Annotated in this window: 17 protein-coding genes; 5 read left to right on the forward strand and 12 right to left on the reverse strand. The window is 54.9% G+C overall.

Features of this window, described 5'->3' with window-relative positions; all coding sequences use genetic code 11:
• Nucleotides 1-24: 24 nt before the first annotated feature.
• The 5 genes from KDC22_RS22440 to KDC22_RS22460 are packed head-to-tail and all read right to left on the reverse strand — an operon-like array spanning nt 25 to nt 4,957.
• Nucleotides 25-1,050, reverse strand: a complete 1,026-nt coding sequence (locus tag KDC22_RS22440; RefSeq protein WP_211720367.1) for a Gfo/Idh/MocA family protein — start codon at nt 1,048-1,050, stop codon at nt 25-27.
• Entirely contained in the window at nt 1,047-2,240 is a 1,194-nt protein-coding gene (locus KDC22_RS22445; protein ID WP_173129910.1) for a radical SAM/SPASM domain-containing protein, read from the reverse strand. Before KDC22_RS22445 ends, KDC22_RS22440 begins: the two co-directional genes overlap by 4 nt.
• On the reverse strand, nt 2,240-3,361 hold the full coding sequence (locus KDC22_RS22450) for a UDP-glucuronosyltransferase (protein ID WP_211720368.1): 1,122 nt from the start codon (nt 3,359-3,361) through the stop codon (nt 2,240-2,242). Before KDC22_RS22450 ends, KDC22_RS22445 begins: the two co-directional genes overlap by 1 nt.
• A 16-nt stretch (nt 3,362-3,377) precedes the next feature.
• On the reverse strand, nt 3,378-4,718 hold the full coding sequence (locus KDC22_RS22455) for an ATP-grasp domain-containing protein (RefSeq protein ID WP_211720369.1): 1,341 nt from the start codon (nt 4,716-4,718) through the stop codon (nt 3,378-3,380).
• Complete coding sequence (locus tag KDC22_RS22460; RefSeq protein ID WP_173129918.1) at nt 4,715-4,957, reverse strand: acyl carrier protein; 243 nt, start codon at nt 4,955-4,957, stop codon at nt 4,715-4,717. Before KDC22_RS22460 ends, KDC22_RS22455 begins: the two co-directional genes overlap by 4 nt.
• A gap of 156 nt (nt 4,958-5,113) precedes the next feature.
• Here KDC22_RS22460 and KDC22_RS22465 point away from each other — a divergent pair, with 156 nt between their 5' ends.
• Together KDC22_RS22465 and KDC22_RS22470 are read left to right on the forward strand one after the other, a co-directional pair.
• Nucleotides 5,114-6,034 carry an AraC family transcriptional regulator gene (locus KDC22_RS22465; RefSeq protein ID WP_211720370.1) on the forward strand — a complete coding sequence of 307 codons (921 nt, stop codon included), beginning with the start codon at nt 5,114-5,116 and terminating at the stop codon, nt 6,032-6,034.
• On the forward strand, nt 6,012-6,989 hold the full coding sequence (locus KDC22_RS22470) for a hypothetical protein (RefSeq protein WP_211720371.1): 978 nt from the start codon (nt 6,012-6,014) through the stop codon (nt 6,987-6,989). Before KDC22_RS22465 ends, KDC22_RS22470 begins: the two co-directional genes overlap by 23 nt.
• A gap of 478 nt (nt 6,990-7,467) precedes the next feature.
• Here KDC22_RS22470 and KDC22_RS22475 read toward each other — a convergent pair whose 3' ends face one another.
• Nucleotides 7,468-8,115 carry a FusB/FusC family EF-G-binding protein gene (locus KDC22_RS22475; RefSeq protein WP_211720372.1) on the reverse strand — a complete coding sequence of 216 codons (648 nt, stop codon included), beginning with the start codon at nt 8,113-8,115 and terminating at the stop codon, nt 7,468-7,470.
• Nucleotides 8,116-8,493: 378 nt separating this feature from the next.
• Here KDC22_RS22475 and KDC22_RS22480 point away from each other — a divergent pair, with 378 nt between their 5' ends.
• The gene (locus KDC22_RS22480) at nt 8,494-9,087 is read left to right on the forward strand and encodes an RNA polymerase sigma factor (protein WP_211720373.1); all 594 of its coding nucleotides are present in this window, start codon (nt 8,494-8,496) and stop codon (nt 9,085-9,087) included.
• Nucleotides 9,044-9,982: a hypothetical protein gene (locus KDC22_RS22485; protein ID WP_211720374.1), complete on the forward strand. Its 939-nt coding sequence runs from the start codon at nt 9,044-9,046 to the stop codon at nt 9,980-9,982. The genes KDC22_RS22480 and KDC22_RS22485 overlap by 44 nt, the downstream gene beginning before the upstream one ends.
• Before the next feature lie 94 nt (nt 9,983-10,076).
• Here the strand turns inward: KDC22_RS22485 and KDC22_RS22490 are convergent, their stop codons facing one another.
• From KDC22_RS22490 to KDC22_RS22505, 4 genes are read right to left on the reverse strand one after another with little or no spacing between them, the layout of a single operon-like run.
• On the reverse strand, nt 10,077-11,948 hold the full coding sequence (locus KDC22_RS22490; RefSeq protein ID WP_211720375.1) for a DUF2264 domain-containing protein: 1,872 nt from the start codon (nt 11,946-11,948) through the stop codon (nt 10,077-10,079).
• Between the two features lie 7 nt (nt 11,949-11,955).
• Nucleotides 11,956-13,092, reverse strand: coding sequence for a glycoside hydrolase family protein (locus KDC22_RS22495; RefSeq protein ID WP_211720376.1), 1,137 nt, complete (start codon nt 13,090-13,092; stop codon nt 11,956-11,958).
• Nucleotides 13,093-13,135: 43 nt separating this feature from the next.
• The gene (locus KDC22_RS22500) at nt 13,136-14,950 is read right to left on the reverse strand and encodes a heparinase II/III family protein (RefSeq protein ID WP_211720377.1); all 1,815 of its coding nucleotides are present in this window, start codon (nt 14,948-14,950) and stop codon (nt 13,136-13,138) included.
• Between the two features lie 18 nt (nt 14,951-14,968).
• Nucleotides 14,969-16,111, reverse strand: a complete 1,143-nt coding sequence (locus KDC22_RS22505) for a DUF2264 domain-containing protein (protein ID WP_211720378.1) — start codon at nt 16,109-16,111, stop codon at nt 14,969-14,971.
• Between the two features lie 126 nt (nt 16,112-16,237).
• Between KDC22_RS22505 and KDC22_RS22510 the strand changes: the two genes are divergently transcribed.
• Entirely contained in the window at nt 16,238-17,068 is an 831-nt protein-coding gene (locus tag KDC22_RS22510; RefSeq protein ID WP_211720379.1) for a helix-turn-helix domain-containing protein, read from the forward strand.
• Nucleotides 17,069-17,321: 253 nt separating this feature from the next.
• Here the strand turns inward: KDC22_RS22510 and KDC22_RS22515 are convergent, their stop codons facing one another.
• A complete protein-coding gene (locus tag KDC22_RS22515) occupies nt 17,322-18,089 on the reverse strand; it encodes a response regulator transcription factor (protein ID WP_211720380.1) in 768 nt (255 codons plus the stop codon).
• A 16-nt stretch (nt 18,090-18,105) separates the two neighbouring features.
• Entirely contained in the window at nt 18,106-19,890 is a 1,785-nt protein-coding gene (locus KDC22_RS22520; RefSeq protein ID WP_246552864.1) for a cache domain-containing sensor histidine kinase, read from the reverse strand.
• Nucleotides 19,891-20,028 lie beyond the last annotated feature (138 nt).

Genomic DNA, 20,028 nt, shown 5'->3' on the forward strand with positions numbered 1-20,028 from the left:
TTTACATTTTGACCCTTTGACCTCTTAGAGATAATTGGCTTCATAGACCCGTTGCTGCCGCGCCTCGGCCAGGATCAGGGCTTGCAGGCGCACCCTTTCCCAAGAAGCTTCCAGGTTGTCCGCCCGTTGCCCGCTCATCATCTCCGCAAAAGCTTCAAGCTGGCTCACATAATAGTTCATCGGCTCGAATTCGCACAGGGTGCTGCGGTTGTCCGGGAGATCGTGCCGGATTTTGATTTTGTAGAAGCCTTTGACCGGACGGAAGAAATCCGGGACTGTCAGGACTGTCTGATCGAAATACAGCGTATGACATGCCCGGAAAGGCAGCTCGAAGGAAGTGAGGCACTCGGCCTTCAGGCCGTTCTCATAGTCCAGCGCCGCCTGAAAGGTCCAATCGCAGCCATCCGGGCCATCGAAAGCCGACTGCGCCCTAATCCTGCTGGGCTGGAGCCCGGCAAGGGTCTGCACGAATTGCAGCCAATAACAGCCCAGATCGGCAAAAGCCCCTCCGCCCTTAGCCTGCACACTGCGGTAATTCCCGGCATGTCTGTTCTTCGCGGGTACAGAGATTCTTGTACTGATCCGGTGTAGAGCGCCGAATTCTCCCGAGTCCACGATGGATTTCAGCGCCTGCTGCCAAGGGTGGAAGGCAATCATCAGACCTTCGGCGAGCTTCAGATCAGCATAGCTTTGCTTCACCAGCCGTAGCCGCTCCGCTTCTTCGGGATGCAGGCAAATCGGCTTCTCCACCAACACATGCTTCCCCGCCTGCAACGCCCGGATGGCCCATTCTGCATGAAGCTCATTGCTGAGCGCAATATATACCCCGTCCAGATCGCCAAGCTCCAGCAGTTCATCCAGACTGCCTGCCACATAAGGAATCTGGTAAGCTTCCGCCATTGCTGCCGCTTTATAAGCGGTCCGGTTGGCGATTGCGGTAATGCTGATCTTCTCGATAGCCCGCGCAGGCTCCAGCATGGCAGGTACGGCAATGCTCGAAGCACCCAGGATACCTAGCTTGTAGACAGGCTGTTCCCCCTCAGTCTTCATACATGTGTCAGCGCAGCATAGGTGTTCAGATACAGCACATTGCATTTGGAGCAGGCCGGTGACAGCCCTTCATCCAGAATCCGCCGCAGCCTGTCGTAGCGCGCAGAGTTCCATATTTCTGTCAGCGAGTACTCCTTCACATTACCAATGGCCAGCTCGCCAAAAAATTTGCAGGCACTCACCATGCCATTCGGTGCAATATCCACCCGGGTGCTGAGCGCGAGACATTTGGACGTACTGCGGGATTTCATCGGCTTACCGGCTACAAAATCCTCGATTTCATCAAAATCAAGCCCCGGCTGGTAACGAATCCGGGTATTATGCCAGGTGTTGCTGTTGATCCGTCTCAGGTCTTCGGTCAGCCTGGAGATGTTCTCCGGCTTGATGTGGTATTTGAAGGCATGCCAGCTGCTCCGGTGATCCGGCGGAAGCTCCGCCAGCCACTGAAAGTGCTCATCGTAGAAGCGGTCCATCGCAAAACTCGTTTCCTCAGAGATATACCACGGGAAGCAGAGCAGGACCAGATCCACACCCTTTTGTTCAAAAAACTCCACCAGCTCATACAACCGCCCAATCATGTTGTCATTAATCACATTGTGCACCGAGATCCGGCCGCGGAAGCGGCCTTGCTCACGCAGCTCCAGCAGCCGTTCAACACTCTTGACCACCTTATTAAAGGACCCTTTGCCGCGCAGGAAATCATGCTCTTCCTCGAACCCCTCAATGGGGATCAGCAGCTCCAGATTATCGGAGATGGCGCACAGCTCCTCTTCAAACTTAGGAATCATATAGGCGTTGGTGCAGATCGTGGTATCCCGGGGATGCTCTCTCAGCAGCTCCAGAATCTCCTTGGCATTCCGGTGGAACAGCGGCTCGCCCCCCCACAAGTACAGACGGGACTGGGCTTCATCTGTCTCCTCCAGCAGCCGCTGAATCATACCCAGATCCATATCCAGGTTCTGCTCGTCGGCGTCCATATCATGATGGTAGCCGGATTCATTCCACTGATAGCAATGCTTGCAGCGGAGATTACAGCGGTTGGTCAGCTTCAGGGACATAATCTCCGGCATGACAGTTTTGAAGCCGGGGTCCAGCTTGCGCTCTCTGTGCGGAACTACGACGTTCTTAATGGTACGCTTCAAGGCCTCGAAGGACTTGGCATCAAGGTTCACTTTACTGGTTGGCTGCATTAGCGTCTCCCTTCCGCTGCGGATAATAGCTCCGCATAACTTGACGTATAATCCGGATATTGGCCTCTGGCCGACCGGAGGTTGTCCGACAGCTTGCGCAATTCATCATAATCATAGCCGCTTCCGGCCCAATCCCCGTAACGGATGCCGTAACCAAGCTCCACCCACAGATCACTGTTGATCTTCTCATGCGGGCCAAAGGGGTCCAGCAGCACCAGCGGGGTACCCGAAGCAAGTGAATCAATCAATGCGCCGCCTCCCGGCTTGCTGATCACGGCGGATGCCTGCCGGATCACTCCGTACATCCCGTCCTGATAGTTACGGCAGGGCGGGAAGCTCCCTGCTCCTGTGCCGGTTACCTCGGCAAATGGCGGGAAGGTATAACGTCCGCTATCATCACGCTTCCAGGTCCGCCACTGCGGGTCATTCATATAATAACGCCGCCCGCGGACGGCCTGTCCAATCTCCTGAACGCTGTAAGCGGCGATGTCCAGTTCATAGCCTGCCGACTCCAGGGCATCGAACTTCTCGCGGAAGGTTCCGATACCCCAGCCTCCGCCATGAACCACCAGCCTCCCGTTCCTGGCCGCAGCGGGCAGCGGTTCCGCAGGCTCGGCATCAATGCTGTACAGGATCTCACGTGCCGCGGGATCATACATGCTCACTTCACGGTAGCCTTCCGCGTAACCGGGGTTCAGCTTGCGCAGATTCTTCCAGGATGGCGACAGGTCGGCATCAATATACAGCAAATCCGCATACACAGGCATCCCGGCAATCTCGCGGTACCTGTCCATCACATGGACCCAGTGCCCGGACAATACGATGAAATGCTGTCTTTGCTCCTGCTTCCATTGCCGGAACAAGCGTTCAACGGCGGCGGGATCCAGGCTGCTGCGGATATCGGAGGGTATTTTCTGTGAGGTCAAGGCTACGGCAAAGCTCTGCTGGTACGCTTTGCGGCTGTCGTCCGTCCGCTTTTTTTTGCTGTCAGGCATTAGGCTCTCAAAGACTTCAATCTCCGCCTGGATGCCAAGGACTGTGAATTTCCGTTCCATCAGCAGGCCGGGGACATAGAAGCCCAGTCCAAACCCGGAGCATAGAATAGTCACGGTGTTATTCATGGGAGGGTTCCTTTCTTTATCGCAGTATTGTGTAACCGGTGCGCAAAAGAGATTCATCCAGCGTGCGGGTGAGCCAACGTTTGCTGTCCTCATTCCGGTAGGCGAGTGCTGCATACAGCTTGCCCTTAGTGGAACCGGTAGCGCGGGACGGGTCAAGCGGCTGGAGTGCCGATGAGGTCAAGGGAATCACCCCTTCGCCCTGGTCCAGTGTAAATAAGCTGCCGTTCTCCTCCATCCGCTGCAGCAGTTCCGCATAATGAACCTTGCCCATAGCGGCCAGGGGTACCTGTACCAGACAGGTGTGCCTCCCCTCCTGCTTCAGACGGCGGTCCACATGATGCTTAATCAGGCTCATCGACTTGCGGGCGTTGATCTCTACCAGCGGCTCCAGGCTTCCGTCGCGCAGCACCATGGAGTCTACGCACACATCACCGTAATAACCGTCGGCATACAGCTCGCGTCCTATGCTGTGCATGGTCTCCCAGTATCCTTCCCGGTCCAGCTTCTCAAGCAGAGACGGCCCGGGAGAATGGGACTCCCCGAAGGCAAAGCCCTGGTTCACCAGTTGCTGAACGGACAATATGGAGATCCGGCCTTCGGAGTCAATATGAAATTGGCAGGAGAAGTCTGTCTCCCGGTCCAGCAAGGGCTCGAGGACAAACCGGATTCTTTTCCCCTGGTTCCGGCTGGACTCCAGATACCCGGCCATTCTCCGCAGCATCCGCTCAGAGTCTACGAGCTGATTGCCTTTGCCGGATACCCCGTACTCGTCCTTGATCAGAAAGGCCCCCTTCTCAAGCAGCGCTGCTCCCGATTGCAGCAGCTCCTCCATACTACGGACCACATGAGCAATATTCGGCAGCTGCAGCCTGTCCCGCATGGCCGCAGAGTAGGTTTTGGTGTTGACTGCGCGTACAGTCTCTTCATCCGGGAGAACGGGCAGAAGCTTGTACCGCCTTACGGCCTCATACGTTCCGGGAAGCACAGCAAAGGGTTCAAGCAGCGATCCTGGCGGAATTAACCCGCTTAGCTCCGGTCCAGGGTTCAACCTGCCCAGCAGTTCAAATACATTCAGTTCGTCCAGTCCTGTACCGGGTTCCTCTGCTCCCAGGGTCATTGGATGGAGATTGGTCCGGAAAGAGTAGCCAAGCGATTGCAGATAGTCATATTGAGCCTGGTCCATCCCATGGCGGGTTAGAAGAATATCGCCGTTTCCGCAGAAGGCAAACAGCATTTCATCCATGGCCTGTACGATCCCCAGTGCCTTCGCATCAGGAATGGCCGGCAGGGAAGCCAGGTCCTCCTCCCGCCAGTACCGTTCCGATTCCAGACTGCCGCAGTGCACAGCGTTCTTCATTGTACGGCAAGCCCGGCCACATAAGCCGAGAACCGGTCAACGGATTTCAAATGTTCAAGATCAAAGGTATCGAAATCTACTTCTACATTGAATTCGTCCTCGACTCTCAGAATAAAATTGATGATTTGCAGCGAATCAAGTGCGGCGTCCAGCGTCAGATCGGAAGCTCCGCTCAGCGTCTGAAGCAGGCCCGGCTCCTCCTTGATTTCTGCAATAATCTCAATGACCTTCTGCTGCATGTGAATACCCCTTTCAGTAGGCATAATTAGAATGAATAAGATGAATATACCAAATCCCTAACTGTTAATATATGGTTGAATGCGCCAAAATATTGAGATATACTAGGATGGGTTCCAGGTTCACACCCTGAGGAAGCAGGAAACGGAGGTTTGTTTATGGAAGTTTTTCCGGTATTTACTGGGGAATATCTATTTGACTCCTGTTCGCCAGTACAAATGCTCCTGACTCACCAAACGGTCACTTCCGTACGTCATCAGCATGATTTCGTAGAGCTGGCCTATGTGGTTCAAGGGAAAGGGATTCATCTGGCGGGTGAGGATAAAATGCAGGTGATGCAGGGGGATATGCTCGTGATACCTCCCGGGGTTTCGCATGTCTTTCACCCGCAGGATCTGAGCGGGGCAGAGCCGCTGCTCATCCTCAATTGTATGCTCAGGCCGGAGCTTGGAAGGATGCTCAGCGAGCTGGCCGGGCCATTCTCTGAAGAGGATCATTTGCCGCTACTGAAGCTGCTGGAGGTGAAGCAGTGGTTCGGATACAGGGAGAAGAACAAGGAGCTGTCCTTCCTGCTCCGCCGTATGCAGGGGATGCAGAACAATAACACGCTTCAGGATCAGCAGCAGTTATACCCGCTGCTGCGGCAGCTGGCGAAGCTCATTATGCCCGCAGCGGCCGTCCCTTTCGTTCAAAGGCCAGGGCTGGACTATGATCCGCTGCATGATGTCATCCTCTATATGATCACGAATTACAGCGAGAAGATCACGCTGAATGAGATGAGCTCGCAGATCGCGGTGAGCTCCCGCCAATTTCAGCGGTTACTCAAGAATAAGACCGGCCGGTCCTACATCCAGATTCTCCAGGAGATCCGGATGAAATACAGCTGCATTCTGCTGCTGTTCACGGAGCTTGGGGTACAGTCTATTGCCCTTGAGGTCGGAATTTACGACATGAAATATTTCTACCGGCTCTTCCGTGAATATAGCGGGATGACTCCCGCTTGTTACCGAAACCGGTTGCATCATCACTATGTGTCAGCGAAGGAGATGATGAGCAGTGTTGAACATTGCTCCCGTTAAGAGTACTCCTTACCCAACCCTGCGCAGTTGTATTGATGACTGTATCCAGTCTGTAGCGCTATGGAAGGGACGGGACAGCAAGTGTATGTACGGCAATGCCTGGCAGATGTCCCTGGAGGAGCAGCAGTTCCCGGATCAGCCGCTGATTGAGCGGATACGCCTGCCGCGGATCAGTACAGATTACCTGTCTGCCTACCACGGCCTTACGTTCAGTTATATCGAGCGGGAGGGGTCGGCGTTGGAGAAGAGCTATATGCTTGATCTGCTAGAGAGCCGGTTAGCTTCGGGAATGCCGGTTCTAGTCGGCTTCGATTCCTATGACTGCCCCTGGTGCGTGGCCTTCCGCAGGCTGCATACCAGCCATGCCTGTCTTGCCGTGGGTCTGGACCGGCCCGGCAATATCATCTACCTGACGGATGCCTACTACGGCAAAACACTTGAAGCCGTGGATTTCGATATCCTTGAGCAAGCCTGTCACTTCTATGCCTTATTCGAGCTCGGAGAGCCTTCGCATACCTGCACAGATTGGCAGACCACACTTCAGGGAATGCTGAACAGCCCGGCTAATGAGATGCTGCCGGATCAGGTTGGCGTCAACCTTAGAGCTTATGCCAATGCCTATCTGGAGACAGGGATCGCCTCTGATGGTTCGGCTGAAGCCAGTTCTAACTTCAAGATCTACGCCAATGCCCTGCCGATCAGCCGGATCCGGTTCAGCCAGTTCCTGGAGCTGCTGAACCGCGGGGCCAATACGCCCGAGCTCTCCCGGGCTGCTGAGGGCTACCAGCATGCAGGAGAGCAATGGGATCTGGTCAATCAATTTATCATCATGGTGATGTGTTCCGGCAATAAGCCCGCGGCGCGGGTGAAGATTCATCGAAGAATGTGTGAGATCATCAGCCAGGAGGAGCAGCTTCTGGAGGAGCTGGTCCAGTTGACGATGCAGGTAAGCTAGATAAGCACTTAAGTATTGAACTTGAAGCTTCGTCGTCACTGCGGTGAACATTTGGACTTCCGGCCGCTGCCCGTCCCCAGATTTCTTGATTTATTCCGCTCTTCGCGGTGGAAATCCGGGAACAAAGGCGGTCGCTACCGCTCCTACAGTTCCAAATTTCCCCTCCGCTTCTTTTGCTTTTTGTTTATTTCTTTTGTGCTTCTTATATAGATGCCATATCTAAGTGGAAATTGTACATCTAATTTCGCTCCATTGGCGCAATTCTAATAAGCAGTTGGAAAAATGTAGCTTAATCGCTCCCATTCTAGCTAAATCCCTAAGGTTCAGCGGATTAAGTGTACTTTTTCCAACTGCTTCCCCACATTACTCTAATTCAGCAGAATTAAGTGCCTTTTTTCCAACTCTGTCCGTCCTCACCTATACGCCTACACAAAAAAATAGAGCAGCAGTCCACCAAAAGGTGAACCGCTGCTCTATCCTATTTGCGCACCGAAAGTACGAACTTCTCCAGCGCACTTATATCCGTAATACTCTGATTACAGCCGTGATTATCCATACATACGTATTGGCCCACCGAAGCAAAATTATCTGCCGCAGCAATCTCCGGTTTGATCTTGACCGTCAGGAAGGCAAGCTCCTGCTGGCGGTTGCAGAACAGGCAATACCCTTTCTTGTGCGTCGGTATCAGTCTGCCTTCTACACCAATGAACTGACCTTCGTACGGGTAGACGATGAACAGCTTGTTCGTGGATATATCAACCCAGGCCAGATACGTCACATAGCGAAAATCAATCGACTGCAGATCAGGTAGCTTCATCTTCTTATTCTTGGGAAACAGCTTCTGAATCTGCTTCAGGGTAATCGGCGGAAACGGCTCCAGATAAGACTCCAGCCCGCTCGTATACTGCTGGAAATCCTCAGCCTTCTCGAAGGAAGAGATGGCTCTCAGCATGTGCTCCTGATCGGTGGTCAGGGAAGCAAAGGCCCCCGTCACTTTCAACTCAGCACTGTATCTCACGGTCTCCAGGACCCGGCGGTCCGCTACAGAACGCAGTGTTTTCAGAACAAAATCCGCTTGCTTCTTAATGTAATTATATTGATGGTTTCTAATAAATGTTGGTTGCACAGCTCTTCAGCCCCTTATTTGTATTGATCAAACCAAGTAAGGTGCAGAGCCTGCGATTAGAAACGATAAAATCAGTTTGGGCGATCAAGATCTTCCTGCCGCACCCCACGCAAAGTATCGCCCCGGATCAGGCTCTGCATGAGGACTTCCTAGCTAATGAGCAATTCGTTGCCATCAGTGTAACCCCCTATCAACGTACATGCCAAAATTATAGCAGGAAATCCGGCAACGGACAATTGATAATCCAGCCGCCTTACGTCTCACAGGCATGGGGTTTTGTTAGGCTGTATTTTCAGCTATAATTTTTGAGGTTTTTCTGAAAACATGTCACATTCCTGCCTCATCATCCGTTGTACAGATTGAAAGGGGGGAGAAATCTTGGAGGATGAAACTATACATCATACCATTCGTGAGGTGCGGGACGGCAATCTCGATAAGTTCGAGCGTATCCTGCTTCACTATCAGAAGCGGCTGATTCTCTACTGTTATCATATGCTCGGCTCTTATCCCGAAGCGGAAGACGGCGTCCAAGAGGTCTTTCTCAAAGCTTACCGCTCTTTGTCCGCTTACCGGCCTGATGTGCCGTTCACAGCGTGGCTGTACAAGATCGCTTACCATCACTGTATTGATGTGATCCGCAGACGGAAGCTGAGCAAGGCGCTTAGCCTTTTCTATCAGGATGAGCGGGAGTACCGGCCGGTGGATCAGCAGATCGAGGCCAAGTTCCCGGATGAGAAGGTTCAGCGGGCCATGGCGATGTTATCGGCTGAAGAACGCAGCTTGTTGATCCTGAGAAGTGTCGAGGAGCTGAGCTATCAGGACATCAGCCTGATGCTCCATCAGAGCAGTACACGACTTAGGAAAAAGTATGAGCGGAGCGCCAAGAAATTCCGCAAATATTATACAGAGGCAAAAGGAGAGGATTATTATGCCGTCTTACAAAGACACGGAGCTGAAAGAAATCCTTCTTAAGGAAGACCTTGGAGATGTCGATCTGAGCGGCCGCGTGATGAAACAGCTGTATGCCGAACAACATAAAAAGGAGCGTTTTTTCATGAAATATAAAGTTGGAATACTGGTTATTACAGGTATGCTGCTGACCGCATCCTCCGGGTTCGCTGCGGTTCACTACCAGAGCTTAAGCAATAAGAAGGGAGAGATTACTCTACAGGTTAAGCCTGCCGCAGAATTCCAGGAGGTTCAGGCGGAGGATATCCGGCGGCTTGATTACAGCAGGGAATTAGGGGAAGAACTGCTTGAAGAGGGCACCGCAGCCATCTTCTATGTCCTGCCCCATAACCCAGACGGAGTGACGGATACCCGGTTCAAGCCTGTCCGCTACACGGACCTGGCGTCACTCCAAGCCAAGCTGTCAGGACAATCTGTGACGGTTGCAGAGCGGCTTGGCGACGGATATTCCTTCCATAGTGCTTCAGTTCATTTCGAGCCGGTCAATCTGGTCCATCCCCCTGCCCCTGAGGAAGCCGCCGCTACAGCGGACAGACTCCGCAAGCAGGCTGAGCAGTCCGGCAAGGATTATGCCATGCTGCCGGTGGAGCTGTCAGACCGTCTGCTTAGTCTGACTGCCGCTTACCGGAAGGGTAACCAGGAAGTCACTCTACACATTAGCAGAACCAACGGCCCGGTTACACAATACATCGACGAACAAGTTGATTTCACCTCAGAGAAGCTGGTCGTCAAAGGAGTGGAGATGCTCTTCACCAAGTACAGAGGCGGAAATAATCTGACATGGACAGCCGGAATTCCGGGCAGCCGGGAGATGCTCCATTATCAGCTCGACGAGATGAGCGGCCAGGATTACACCAAAGATGAGCTGGTCCGGCTGGCAGAAACGTTATTGAAGTAAGCCTTGTAGAGATAAGGGCGTAACCCTGTAACCCCTTCGGCTGGCATAAGAAGGGCTGCATCCTCCCTATTGCGGGAGATGCAGCCCTTCTTCTCTATTGCAAGGGAATAATAACTTCTGCCCCGCCGGTCGTAAGAACCTTAATCTGATCCTCGTCCAAAGTAACGTTCAACAGAGACAGCGGGTCATGCTCCAGGATATTTCCCGGCAGTTCCGTTAGCTGAGCGGAAGGAACAGGGACAGCCGAAGGATCGCCGTATATCGCTGAGACCAGCCAATGAATTCCCGGCTCCAGGGAAGCGGTCAATGTCGGCAATACCGTCCGGGGGCGAAGCAGATTCGTATTGGCATTCGGCCAGATCAGCTCTGCCCGCATATAGCCGGTTAACCCCCGGATACCGCTCGTTCCCCACGCCGTTGCCGCCGCCGCACCCGATCCGCTGAGCTGCTGCGCAAGCCCGGTCTCCTGTCCCAGGGCGAATCCGCCCTCAGCGGCATCCAGCGCCCGGCCTGTCTCGATCCGGTGTACCCGGATATGCCAGGGCAGACCCGCCACTACCCATGTTCGCACCTCTACGTCCGCCCAAGGCTTCCAGACGGACCGCAGGAGATTGTCCAATATCTCCGATTCCAGGTTCCGGCGCCGTACACGGTAGAGATGCTCCCCCGCTTCGCTAAGCGCAAGCATGGAATCGAAGGCCCCCTGCGACAATCCCCATTCCGCACGGGGCACACTGAATCCGAAGCCCGTGGAATAGACGAATTTCTCGTATTTGGCCGAGGTATGGGTATGCTCATTGGTTGACAGATGCCCGCTGTTGAAGGCTGCTGTATGACCGGAAGCAGGCTCCCGTACCAGGACCAGATGTGCGGGCTTCTGCACACTCACTGCCGGAATCTCCGGCAGCGGCAGCTCCTGCTCCTTCCAGAACGGATGCTCCGCACCGAGGGCCAGCGGCAGGAACGTCTTCAGCGCCCAGTAGGGTGAGCCGGGGGCATTGTAATTCTCCGCCATAACCAGATTCGGATATGTATAACCGATGGTCAGCACACCGGCGGTATCGAAGATCGGCTGGCTGAACCACCAGCGCAGATTGCGCAGGATGATCCCTTTGACAGTGCCGGCGGAGAAGCCTTCGACCTCTGCATAGGCCAAGGCGCTCCAGAACGCCGACTGGGCGAACCGGTAGGCCAGGCTGCGGCCGTAAGGAAGCGCAGAGCCGTCCGGGGCGAACCAGGCCACGAATTCAGCGGCGAACAGCCGGGCCCGTTCTTTGAACTTCCGGGCCCGCTCCGGGTCCTTCTGCCCCATCAGCTTCGCATACAGCAGCGAATAATAATGGATGGCGAAGGGTCCGTAATAATCACAGTGTCCGTCCACACCGTCACTGTACCAGCCTTCACCCAGATAGAAGGCATCCATCCGCTCCAGGTTGCTCTCCAGTTGAACCTCATCATAGGGACGTCCTATCGTGCGGAACCCGACATTCACCAGCACGTTGAAGAACAGCCAGTTGCAGTCATAGCAGGGATGAGAATTGATCTGATTCAGCCAATTATACAGATGCTCCTGCTCCTGCGGGGCAAGCGGGGACCAGATCTGTTCCGGGATCGCTGCGAGCGCGAAGCCGAAGGCTGCCATCTCCACCAGCCGCTGGTCGTAGTCCCGCACCTCTCCCCAATATTCTTCATGGCCGGGATCGGTGCCATGCCGGATACCGTCCAGCACTGTGGGCCAGAGCTCACTGTCCCCGCCTCCTCCCAGCAGCGGAATCAGCCCCCACAGCACCCGGGAGAATCCCTCCATTCCGGCAGTCGCTGCCGGATAACTTGCCCCTGTCCGGCCGATGTCAAGTCTTGCACCGCCCTTGCTGTACAGCGGACGCAGCGGATCTGTAAGCTGTTCAAGCGCGGCCAGCAGATCCTCCCGGGTCTGTAGCGGATTGTCGCTTATCCTGGTCATCATAATCCCCCTACTCCCAGTAGAACGGGCCGGCTTCTTTGATCCGGGCCAGTGCTTCGACATAGAAGAAATCGCCGTAGATCAGCGGCACATCAATATTCCGGTTCTCCGGGTAATTGCTCGTGCCGTGAAGCAGCAGCCCCTGTTCCTCTGCATCATCCCATGTTCCATAATTCCGGTAGAGGGATTCCGTAATTCTCAGCGCCCCATTCCGGTATACATGAGCCTCCGAGGCCTCCAACTGGCTGGCCATCAGCAGCAGACCGCTCGCCGCGCAGGAACCTGCCGAGGTATCACGGATCTCGCCAACCTCACCCGGAGCACGGAAATCCCAATGCGGAACCTGATCCTCCGGCAGACGGGTCAGGAAGAAATGCGCGACCTGCTTGGCCGCATGGAGGTAACTCCGCTTGCCCGTATGATGATAGGCCAGCGACAACCCGTAGAGTGCCCAAGCCGAGCCGCGCGACCATGCCGACTCGGGTGCATAGCCTTGTCCGCCGCGCTTCTCCACCACTTCGCCCGTAACCGGGTTGAAATTGACAATGTGATAGACAGAGCCGTCCGGCCGGATGAAATGCTCCAGCACCGTATCCATATGCGCTTCGGCGATATGCCGGTAGCGCGGGTCTCCGGTGACTTCGGAAGCCCAGAACAGCAGGCTGGTGTTCATGCTGCAGTCGATAATGGCGACTCCGCTGTTGTCCTCGCCTTCTCTCCACGGATTCCAGGCCCGGATATAGCGGCCTTTAAGATTGAAGCGGGCAGCCAGATAATTGGCAGCCTTAAGCGCCCGGACCCGCGATTGCTCTGCGCCGGTCAGCTTGTAGTTGGCTACGCTGGTCAACAGCCACATGAAGCCCAGATCGTGGTCCAGCTTCACGTATCCGTCCAGCACCTCGTCCAGCCGCTGCTCGCAGCGCTCGGCAATCGCCTTCAGGCTCTCGTCGCCGCTCCCGGCATAGAGCTGCCAGAGCGTTCCCGGCCAGAAGCCGGCCGTCCACCAGCTCGGCGCCTCCAGTACATACTTGCCGCCTTGGCTCGCATGGGGGAACTCGGCCCCGATGCTCACACTGTTCCTTCTCGTCTTCTCCAGCGCCTTGCTCCAGGCCTCATCTACCCAGGCCTGCTGTGTGGTTCCGCTCATCTGAATCCCGCCTTTATCTGAATGATATACCCCGTATCGTCACTTATATAAATTGAAAAGTAAAAGCCAATACGCCCTCTGCCCCGGGCTGAAGCACATGGAAGTCCAGACTATGCCACGGCGTCTCCCGGCCAAAATGATCCTTGTACGCATGTACCGTAATCTCCGGCTGCACGATCTGCGGATCATAAGCCACCAGAACGCCACCGCTGCCATCAGCTCCCGGCAGCAGCACGCCGCCCGGCTCCGCCAGCTCCGGTCTGCGCCAGGTGACAAACCGCTCCATCCAGCCTGCCGGAGTCCCGGCATAACGGTAGGTGTCAGTCAGCTCAAGACGCGGCAGCTCTTCCTTATGCCATACCAGCGAGCGGACCAGGGACTGCAGTCCAGCTACCGGATAGGCGCGTGCCAGCTCCAGCATCAGCTCATCCTTATCCGGCGCCGCAGCGGCATGAAGCACCTTGGAGCAGAATCCGCGGCCTGCCCCCTGGTACTGGCCGTCAATGACCGGGACCGAATGGCCCTGTGATCCGTTGCAGTCATACCCGTAACGGCCGGCTCCGAAATAGTCCGCCGTATACTCCCCGCTGCCCAGATCGGCGGCGAAAATCTCTCCCCGGCCGCTCAGAATGAATTGGCCCAGATCATTATGATTATGCGGCTCATCGTTGTGGCCGCCCTTGGCGGCAAAGCCGAAGGCGCCTGCTGCGGACACATGCCGCGATACCAGCCAGGCGGCATCGGGAAGATAGCTGCTGCCCGCTTCCCAAGTGATGTTCTCTTTACCCGCTCTCGTCCAGATCAGGTTGCGCAGAGCCGGGGCGAAGCGGCTGCAGTGATCCTCCGTGAACGGGGCGCGCAGCGCAGACGGCGGGCGCAGGACACCGGCATAGACCTCCGCCAGATAATGGGAGAGTCCTCTATGCACCCTAACCTGAGGCACCGAGTCGGAGAAATTGGCGACATAGCTGCCGTCGATGAAGCATTGCTGCTGGAAGCGGGCAATCTGTGCCACCTTTTCCTGCTTGAACCAGTCCAGTCTGCCGCCGCTTCTTGCACGCAGCAGATCGCTATAATAAGTGAAATAGCCGAACCCGTAATTCCAGTAGCCCAGCCCCTCCTGACAAGCCCCGTCCTCCCCGAAGCCCTGCAGATAATAATTCATGCTGCTCTCCGTCTTCAGCAGGATATCCGTCAGCCTGGCCGGGTCCTTCACAAGCAGCAGTGCTGCCGCCCCGATGGAGCCTGCGCAGACTGCGGCCCAATTGTGGGTCGAGGTCTCCCAGAAATACGGGCCATGCTCAAGGAACGGCTGGAAGATTCTGCGCTCCAGCTCACTGCGTATCCGGGAGCGGAGCAACGGCGGAAGACGTTCTCCGAGCAGCAGCGATATTTCACTTAAGGCAAAGCCCGTCTCGGAGGAGAACAGATCAATATGCCGGTTAATCTCTGAGGCATCATGTTCTGCGGGCAGATGGGCGGGTACACACCAGGTATACTCATCGCATATCGCCCACAGCACATCGGCCAGCTTTTCCAGATGCTCCGTATTCTCCGGCTCCAGCAGACTTAAGAACACATAGGTATTCAACCTTCTTCTCCGTTCAAAATAAGGACGTTCATACTCCAGCCTCGAACCGGTCCGTCCATACAGGGTAAATAGAGTGTACGTAAGCTGCGGTATAGGCTGCCCGTCCAGCCTCTGCGCCTCTGCGCGAATCTCGGCAAGGTCTGCCTGCAATATTTCCGAGGATAACGCCTGTGTCCAAAAAGCTTCCGAATCTCCCTGCGTATAATATAAGCTTAGATCTGCCGGTATCATGTCCTGTACGATGGCAGCAAGCTCCTGTTGATTCATAACTTCTTCTTCCCCCTTCTACTCCAAGGCATGATCACGCATCACATTTTCACCGTCTGCGATGCTCAGCGCCGTCCATTTCATGTCTTCCCCCGACCAGAAGGGATCTGCCGGAGGCAGCCCCAGCGGCAGGAAGACAGCGGCGCACAAATAGAGACTGCCCGTATTGATATAGCTCTCTGCCAGCTCCGGCTGGTAGCCGTAGATGCCCGGACGGAGCCAGCCGTTCTCATCCAGCGTGCCCGGATACTCCATGATCCGGCGGATCACGGCGGTCAAAGCGCAGCGCACCTGTGCCGGAGGCAGCGTGTCTTCCAGGAAATGCTGGAGCGCCGCCTGGGACAACAGCTGGAACGCACCGAAGCGGTAGACGATCGAACGCCCCAGGAATGGATACGTTCCATCCGGTGCGATACTCCGTTCCAGAACGGAGGCATACCTCTGCGCCCTGTCCATGACGAGTGGCTTGAGCAGAGCATACTGCTCTGTTTCCTGTTCAAAAAGAGCCAAGATATCCACCAGCATCGGCTGAATCACAAAGCTGTTGTAATAATCCCAGTGAAAATCCTTCCCGTCTCCGTATACGCCGTCGCCCTTGTACCAGTCCATGAACATATGGACGGCATACCCTACCCGCATCCGGTCATAATCCGGGTCGCCCAGCATATATAATGCCGCTTCCACCATCGCACTGAACAGCAGCCAGTTGCTGCCGCTTGGAGCGGTCCGGCGCGTCTCTTTCAGCGCCAGGATCAGATGGCCTCTGACCCGTTCGGACAGACGGGCTGTAACCGCTTTCGGCGCACGCACCAGGGCATGGGCCAGAAAGGCCGCATCGACCAGCGGCTGGCCTTCCGTCTTGAACTCCATATAGTCAGGCGACTGCGGATCGACAGCCGCATCTATGGCTTCCAGCATCAGCCCGGCATAACGGGCCCTAAGCTGTTCTTCTTCGCCCTCAAGCCCTTCAAGCTCCAGCCATGGAGCCATCCCGCAGGCCAGCCGTGCAAAAGCCTCCAGATGCGCAAACTGGCTCCGGTCACTGTGAAACTCCGTAGGAAGCAGTTCCTTCAATCTCCGCGCAGCCAGGGCTTCCAGAACCGGCCCTCCGATCTTCAGCATCGTATCCAGCCAGTAGGTACGCTGTTCCATCCCATCCATCTGCCATTCCACCCTTTCAGGTATTCTTCTTCTCTAGTGTATTGTGGTATTATTGCAATGTCTTTGCGAATAATGATGATTTATTGCGTATATTGTGATCAGCAAGTTAGGAAAGGGGCCACCCGGATGAAGCACGCCCGGTATTATCAATCGTTCGACGGGGATATTCTGGCAGGGATCGGCAATTCCCCGATCTCGCCGACGCGGGATTTCCATATCCATGACCACTATGAAATTTTCCTGTTTCTCGGCGGCAGCGTGAACGGATTCGTGGACCAGTACAGCTATCCGCTCCAGCGGGGCGACGTTCTTCTCTTCAACAACCATGAGATTCATAAAATCATCAACCGGTCCCCGGAGCCCTACGAACGGCTCACGATTCACTTCAAAGCTCCGCTGGTCTACCCGTTCTGTACGGCGACGACCAATCTGCTCGCCTGCTTCCAGAACCGCCAGCCCGGCGAGAATAACCTGGCCCGGATGGAGGAGCCGCTGCTCTCGGAGTATACCGACCTGGCCCGCCTTCTGATTGCGGCCTTGGAGAATAAGCAATATGGCAGTGAGGTGCTGGCCCTGACTTACCTGATTCAAATCCTGGTGCTGGTCAATGAGCTGTACAGCCGTACCCGTTCCGCCGTTCCCAGCATGATCTCTTCCCATATCCAATCCGCCATGAGCTATATTGATAACCACCTGCATCTGAACCTGTCGCTGGGGCACATCGCCGGAGAACTGAACCTGGATAAATACTATCTCAGCCATCTGTTCAAGCAGCAGACCGGCGGAACCGTCTACCGTTATGTCCTGCTCAAAAAAATCGCGTTATCCAAGCAGCTCCTGGCTGCCGGAAACTCCGTATCCGATACCTGTTACCTGTCCGGCTTCAATGATTATGCCAACTTCATCCGCACGTTCAAGAACATCACCGGCATCCCGCCCGGCAAATATGGAAAATAAAGACGGCACCGCCCCTATCAGCTGCGCTGCCGTCTATACGTAAGAATTAATGATTTTGTTGTTGCGGGATTAGCCGTGACTCCAGAGAAGTTTTGGACTTCCGGCCGCTGTTGTATTAAAATTTCCTGATTTGAATCGCTCTTCGCGGTAGAAATCCTAATACAAAGGCGGTCGCTATCGCTCCTCCAGTTCCAAAATTCCCCTCCGCCACTTTTCCCTCGACTCAAATTTTTAAAATCGATCTTTATACCGGCTACCGCTCCCCTCCCTTATACTCTGTAGGGCTTACGCCGGTATATTCCTTGAACACCTTGGAAAAGTAATGCTGGTCTCCGAAGGACAGCACCTCCGACAGCTCCTTCACCTTCAGCTCCGGCCGCTCAGCGATAAGCCGGCAGGCTTCGGTAATCTTCAGCTTCATCGTGTAATGCACGAAGGTCTGGTGCGAATATTTCTTGAAGATCCTGCTCACATAGGAGGGGCTTACATGGAACTTAAGCGCTACATCGGTAATCGAGAGCTGGGAGTACTTATGCTGCTGCAAGTACTGCTCGAGCTGCCCGAACAGCTCCTCGCCGCTCTTCTTCCGCTGCCGTAGCTCGGCAATCCCATCCGGCAGAGCCTCGGCACTGCCTTGCTGCTGCTGCTCCTGCAAATGGGCAACCAGCCGCTCCATTACTTCCGCAAGCTGCCCGCGCTCGACAGGCTTCAGCAGATAGTCGAACACCTGCAGGTTCAGCGCTTTGCGCGTATATTCAAAATCACTGTAGCCGCTGATCAGCACAGCCTTCAGTTTCGGATTCACCTGCCTGCACTGCCCGATCAGCGCAAGCCCGTCCAGCTTGGGCATACGGATATCGGTCAGCAGGATATCCACCGGATGCGTCTTGATATATTCCAGGGCCTCCAGCCCGTTCGATACAGTGGCTGCGATATGCACAGGCAGCTCCATAGACTGCATAAGGGCCTCAATATTCCGTAGAATCGGCTTGCTGTCTTCGGCAATAATAGCGGTATACATCGCTGTCCCTCCCGGTCTAGTAGAAGTCTTTGCTCATGGATGCGATAATCTGAACTGTGGCGCCCTGCCCCTCCCCGGAATGATTGTAGATGTTGAAGAACAGCCGGTTGGTGTACATCAGCTTCAGCCGGTTCACGGTGTTCACAATGCCCATATTGCCAATCCCCGAAGTATGATGCTGAAGCTCGTACACCCCTGAATCCGAGCCGTCGATTTTATCCAGAATCTCCTTGATCCGGCCCGGCTCGAAGCCCTCTCCGTTATCGCGGATTTCGATGGCCCACAGACCGTTATACACCTTCACCCGCACCTGGATCTTCCATGGAGGGTCCGTATTCCTGAAGGCATGTTCAATACAGTTCTCCACGAACGGCTGGATGACCAGACGGGGCAGCTCAATCCGGTCATACACCCCGTCTTCGTCAATCTCCCACTCCAGATCGTCCTCGAAATTCTGCTGAATCAGAGACAAATAATGCCGGGTATGCTTCAGCTCCTCCGTCAACGTCACATGCTGATAAGGCGAGGATACAATATAGCGCAGGCTGTCCGACAGGTGCTTGCACATGTCAGAGACGACCCCATTTTTACCTTCCTGGGCGGCAATGCTGATGAGGTACAGGACATTATGGATGAAGTGGGGAGCAATCTGTGCTTGCAGTGCGGAATTCCGCGACTTCACTTCTTCATGCAGGGCAAGCTTTTCCCGTTCAATGGATTCCTGCAGCCGTTCAAGCAGCTCCTGAAACGCTCCATTCAATTGAATCAGCTCATTGTTGTGGGTCCGGGTATCCGCTCTCACATTCAGATTGCTATAGTTCACCCGCAGAATCTGGCTGCGCAGCTTACGGATGGGAAGCAGCAGGTTCTTCGTAGAGAAGTAGATGAAGATGAACGAGAACAGAATCAGCGCTGTAATCAGCAGAATGGAGATGTATTTGACGGAGTTGACCGGGCCGAGCACCACATTGCGGGGGTTCACCACATACGTAGTCCAGCCCGTTTCGGCCGACCGGTGATAGGCTACATAGTTCTGGCTGCTGCTTAGATAGATTCCGTTAGAAGCTGCAGACGCTGTGAATTCAGGGACCTTCTCCCCTTCCAGCAGTACAGGGGAGCTTGAGACCAGCCGCTGCTCCTGATCCATGATATACACCTTGCCGCCCGCAAGGCCCGCAGCCGCCCGGTTCAAATACCGCTGATCCAGCTGAACCACCAGATAGCCGAACACTTGGCCGTTCTGGTTCATAATCGCCCGCACAAAAGAAATGGCATTCCCCGGGTGGCGGTACAGCGCGTAACCGCTTGCATTCCAGGTCGCCAGCTTGCCGCTGATCTCCAGGAATGGCCTAAGCGAAGCCGGGTTCCCGGCGGTTCCGATATAAGAGGCCACCCCGGCCCCTTTTAGGTCATAAATAATCATATCTTCAATGTTCAGACTCGGACCCAGCGCCTGGAACATAATATCCTTAAGCCTGCGGCTCCGGGTCAGGCCCTCCAGGGTAAGCTGCGAGTAATCGCCCTCGGACAGCAGTGTGAACACCTCTTTATTCGATAGAATCCGCTGGGACAACTGGTTCTGGTTATAGATATAGAGGTTCAGCTGATCGCTGACTTTGACGGCGGCCAGCTTCATTTCATTCTCTGTTTTGTCCTTCAGCGGCTGGATGACCATATAGTTCACATAGACCAGGAAGCAGCCCAGCACAATCAGCAGAAGCAGCATGAAGGTGAAGAAGAACTTCGTTTGCAGACTGGCCTGAACCCTGCCTCTGCCCAATTTGTTCAGTAGGTTAGCCAAGTTGAATCCTCCCTGAAGCGTTTGATGCTCCTTACTTTACAACCAAACAGGCAAACCGACAAGCGGCCGCGGAGTTCAGAATATTACACAGAAAGAGTCAAGTACAAACATGTACCTTACGCAATCCTCATTCTATAA

Source organism: Paenibacillus tritici (genome assembly GCF_018207515.1).
Taxonomy (GTDB): domain Bacteria; phylum Bacillota; class Bacilli; order Paenibacillales; family Paenibacillaceae; genus Paenibacillus_AQ; species Paenibacillus_AQ tritici.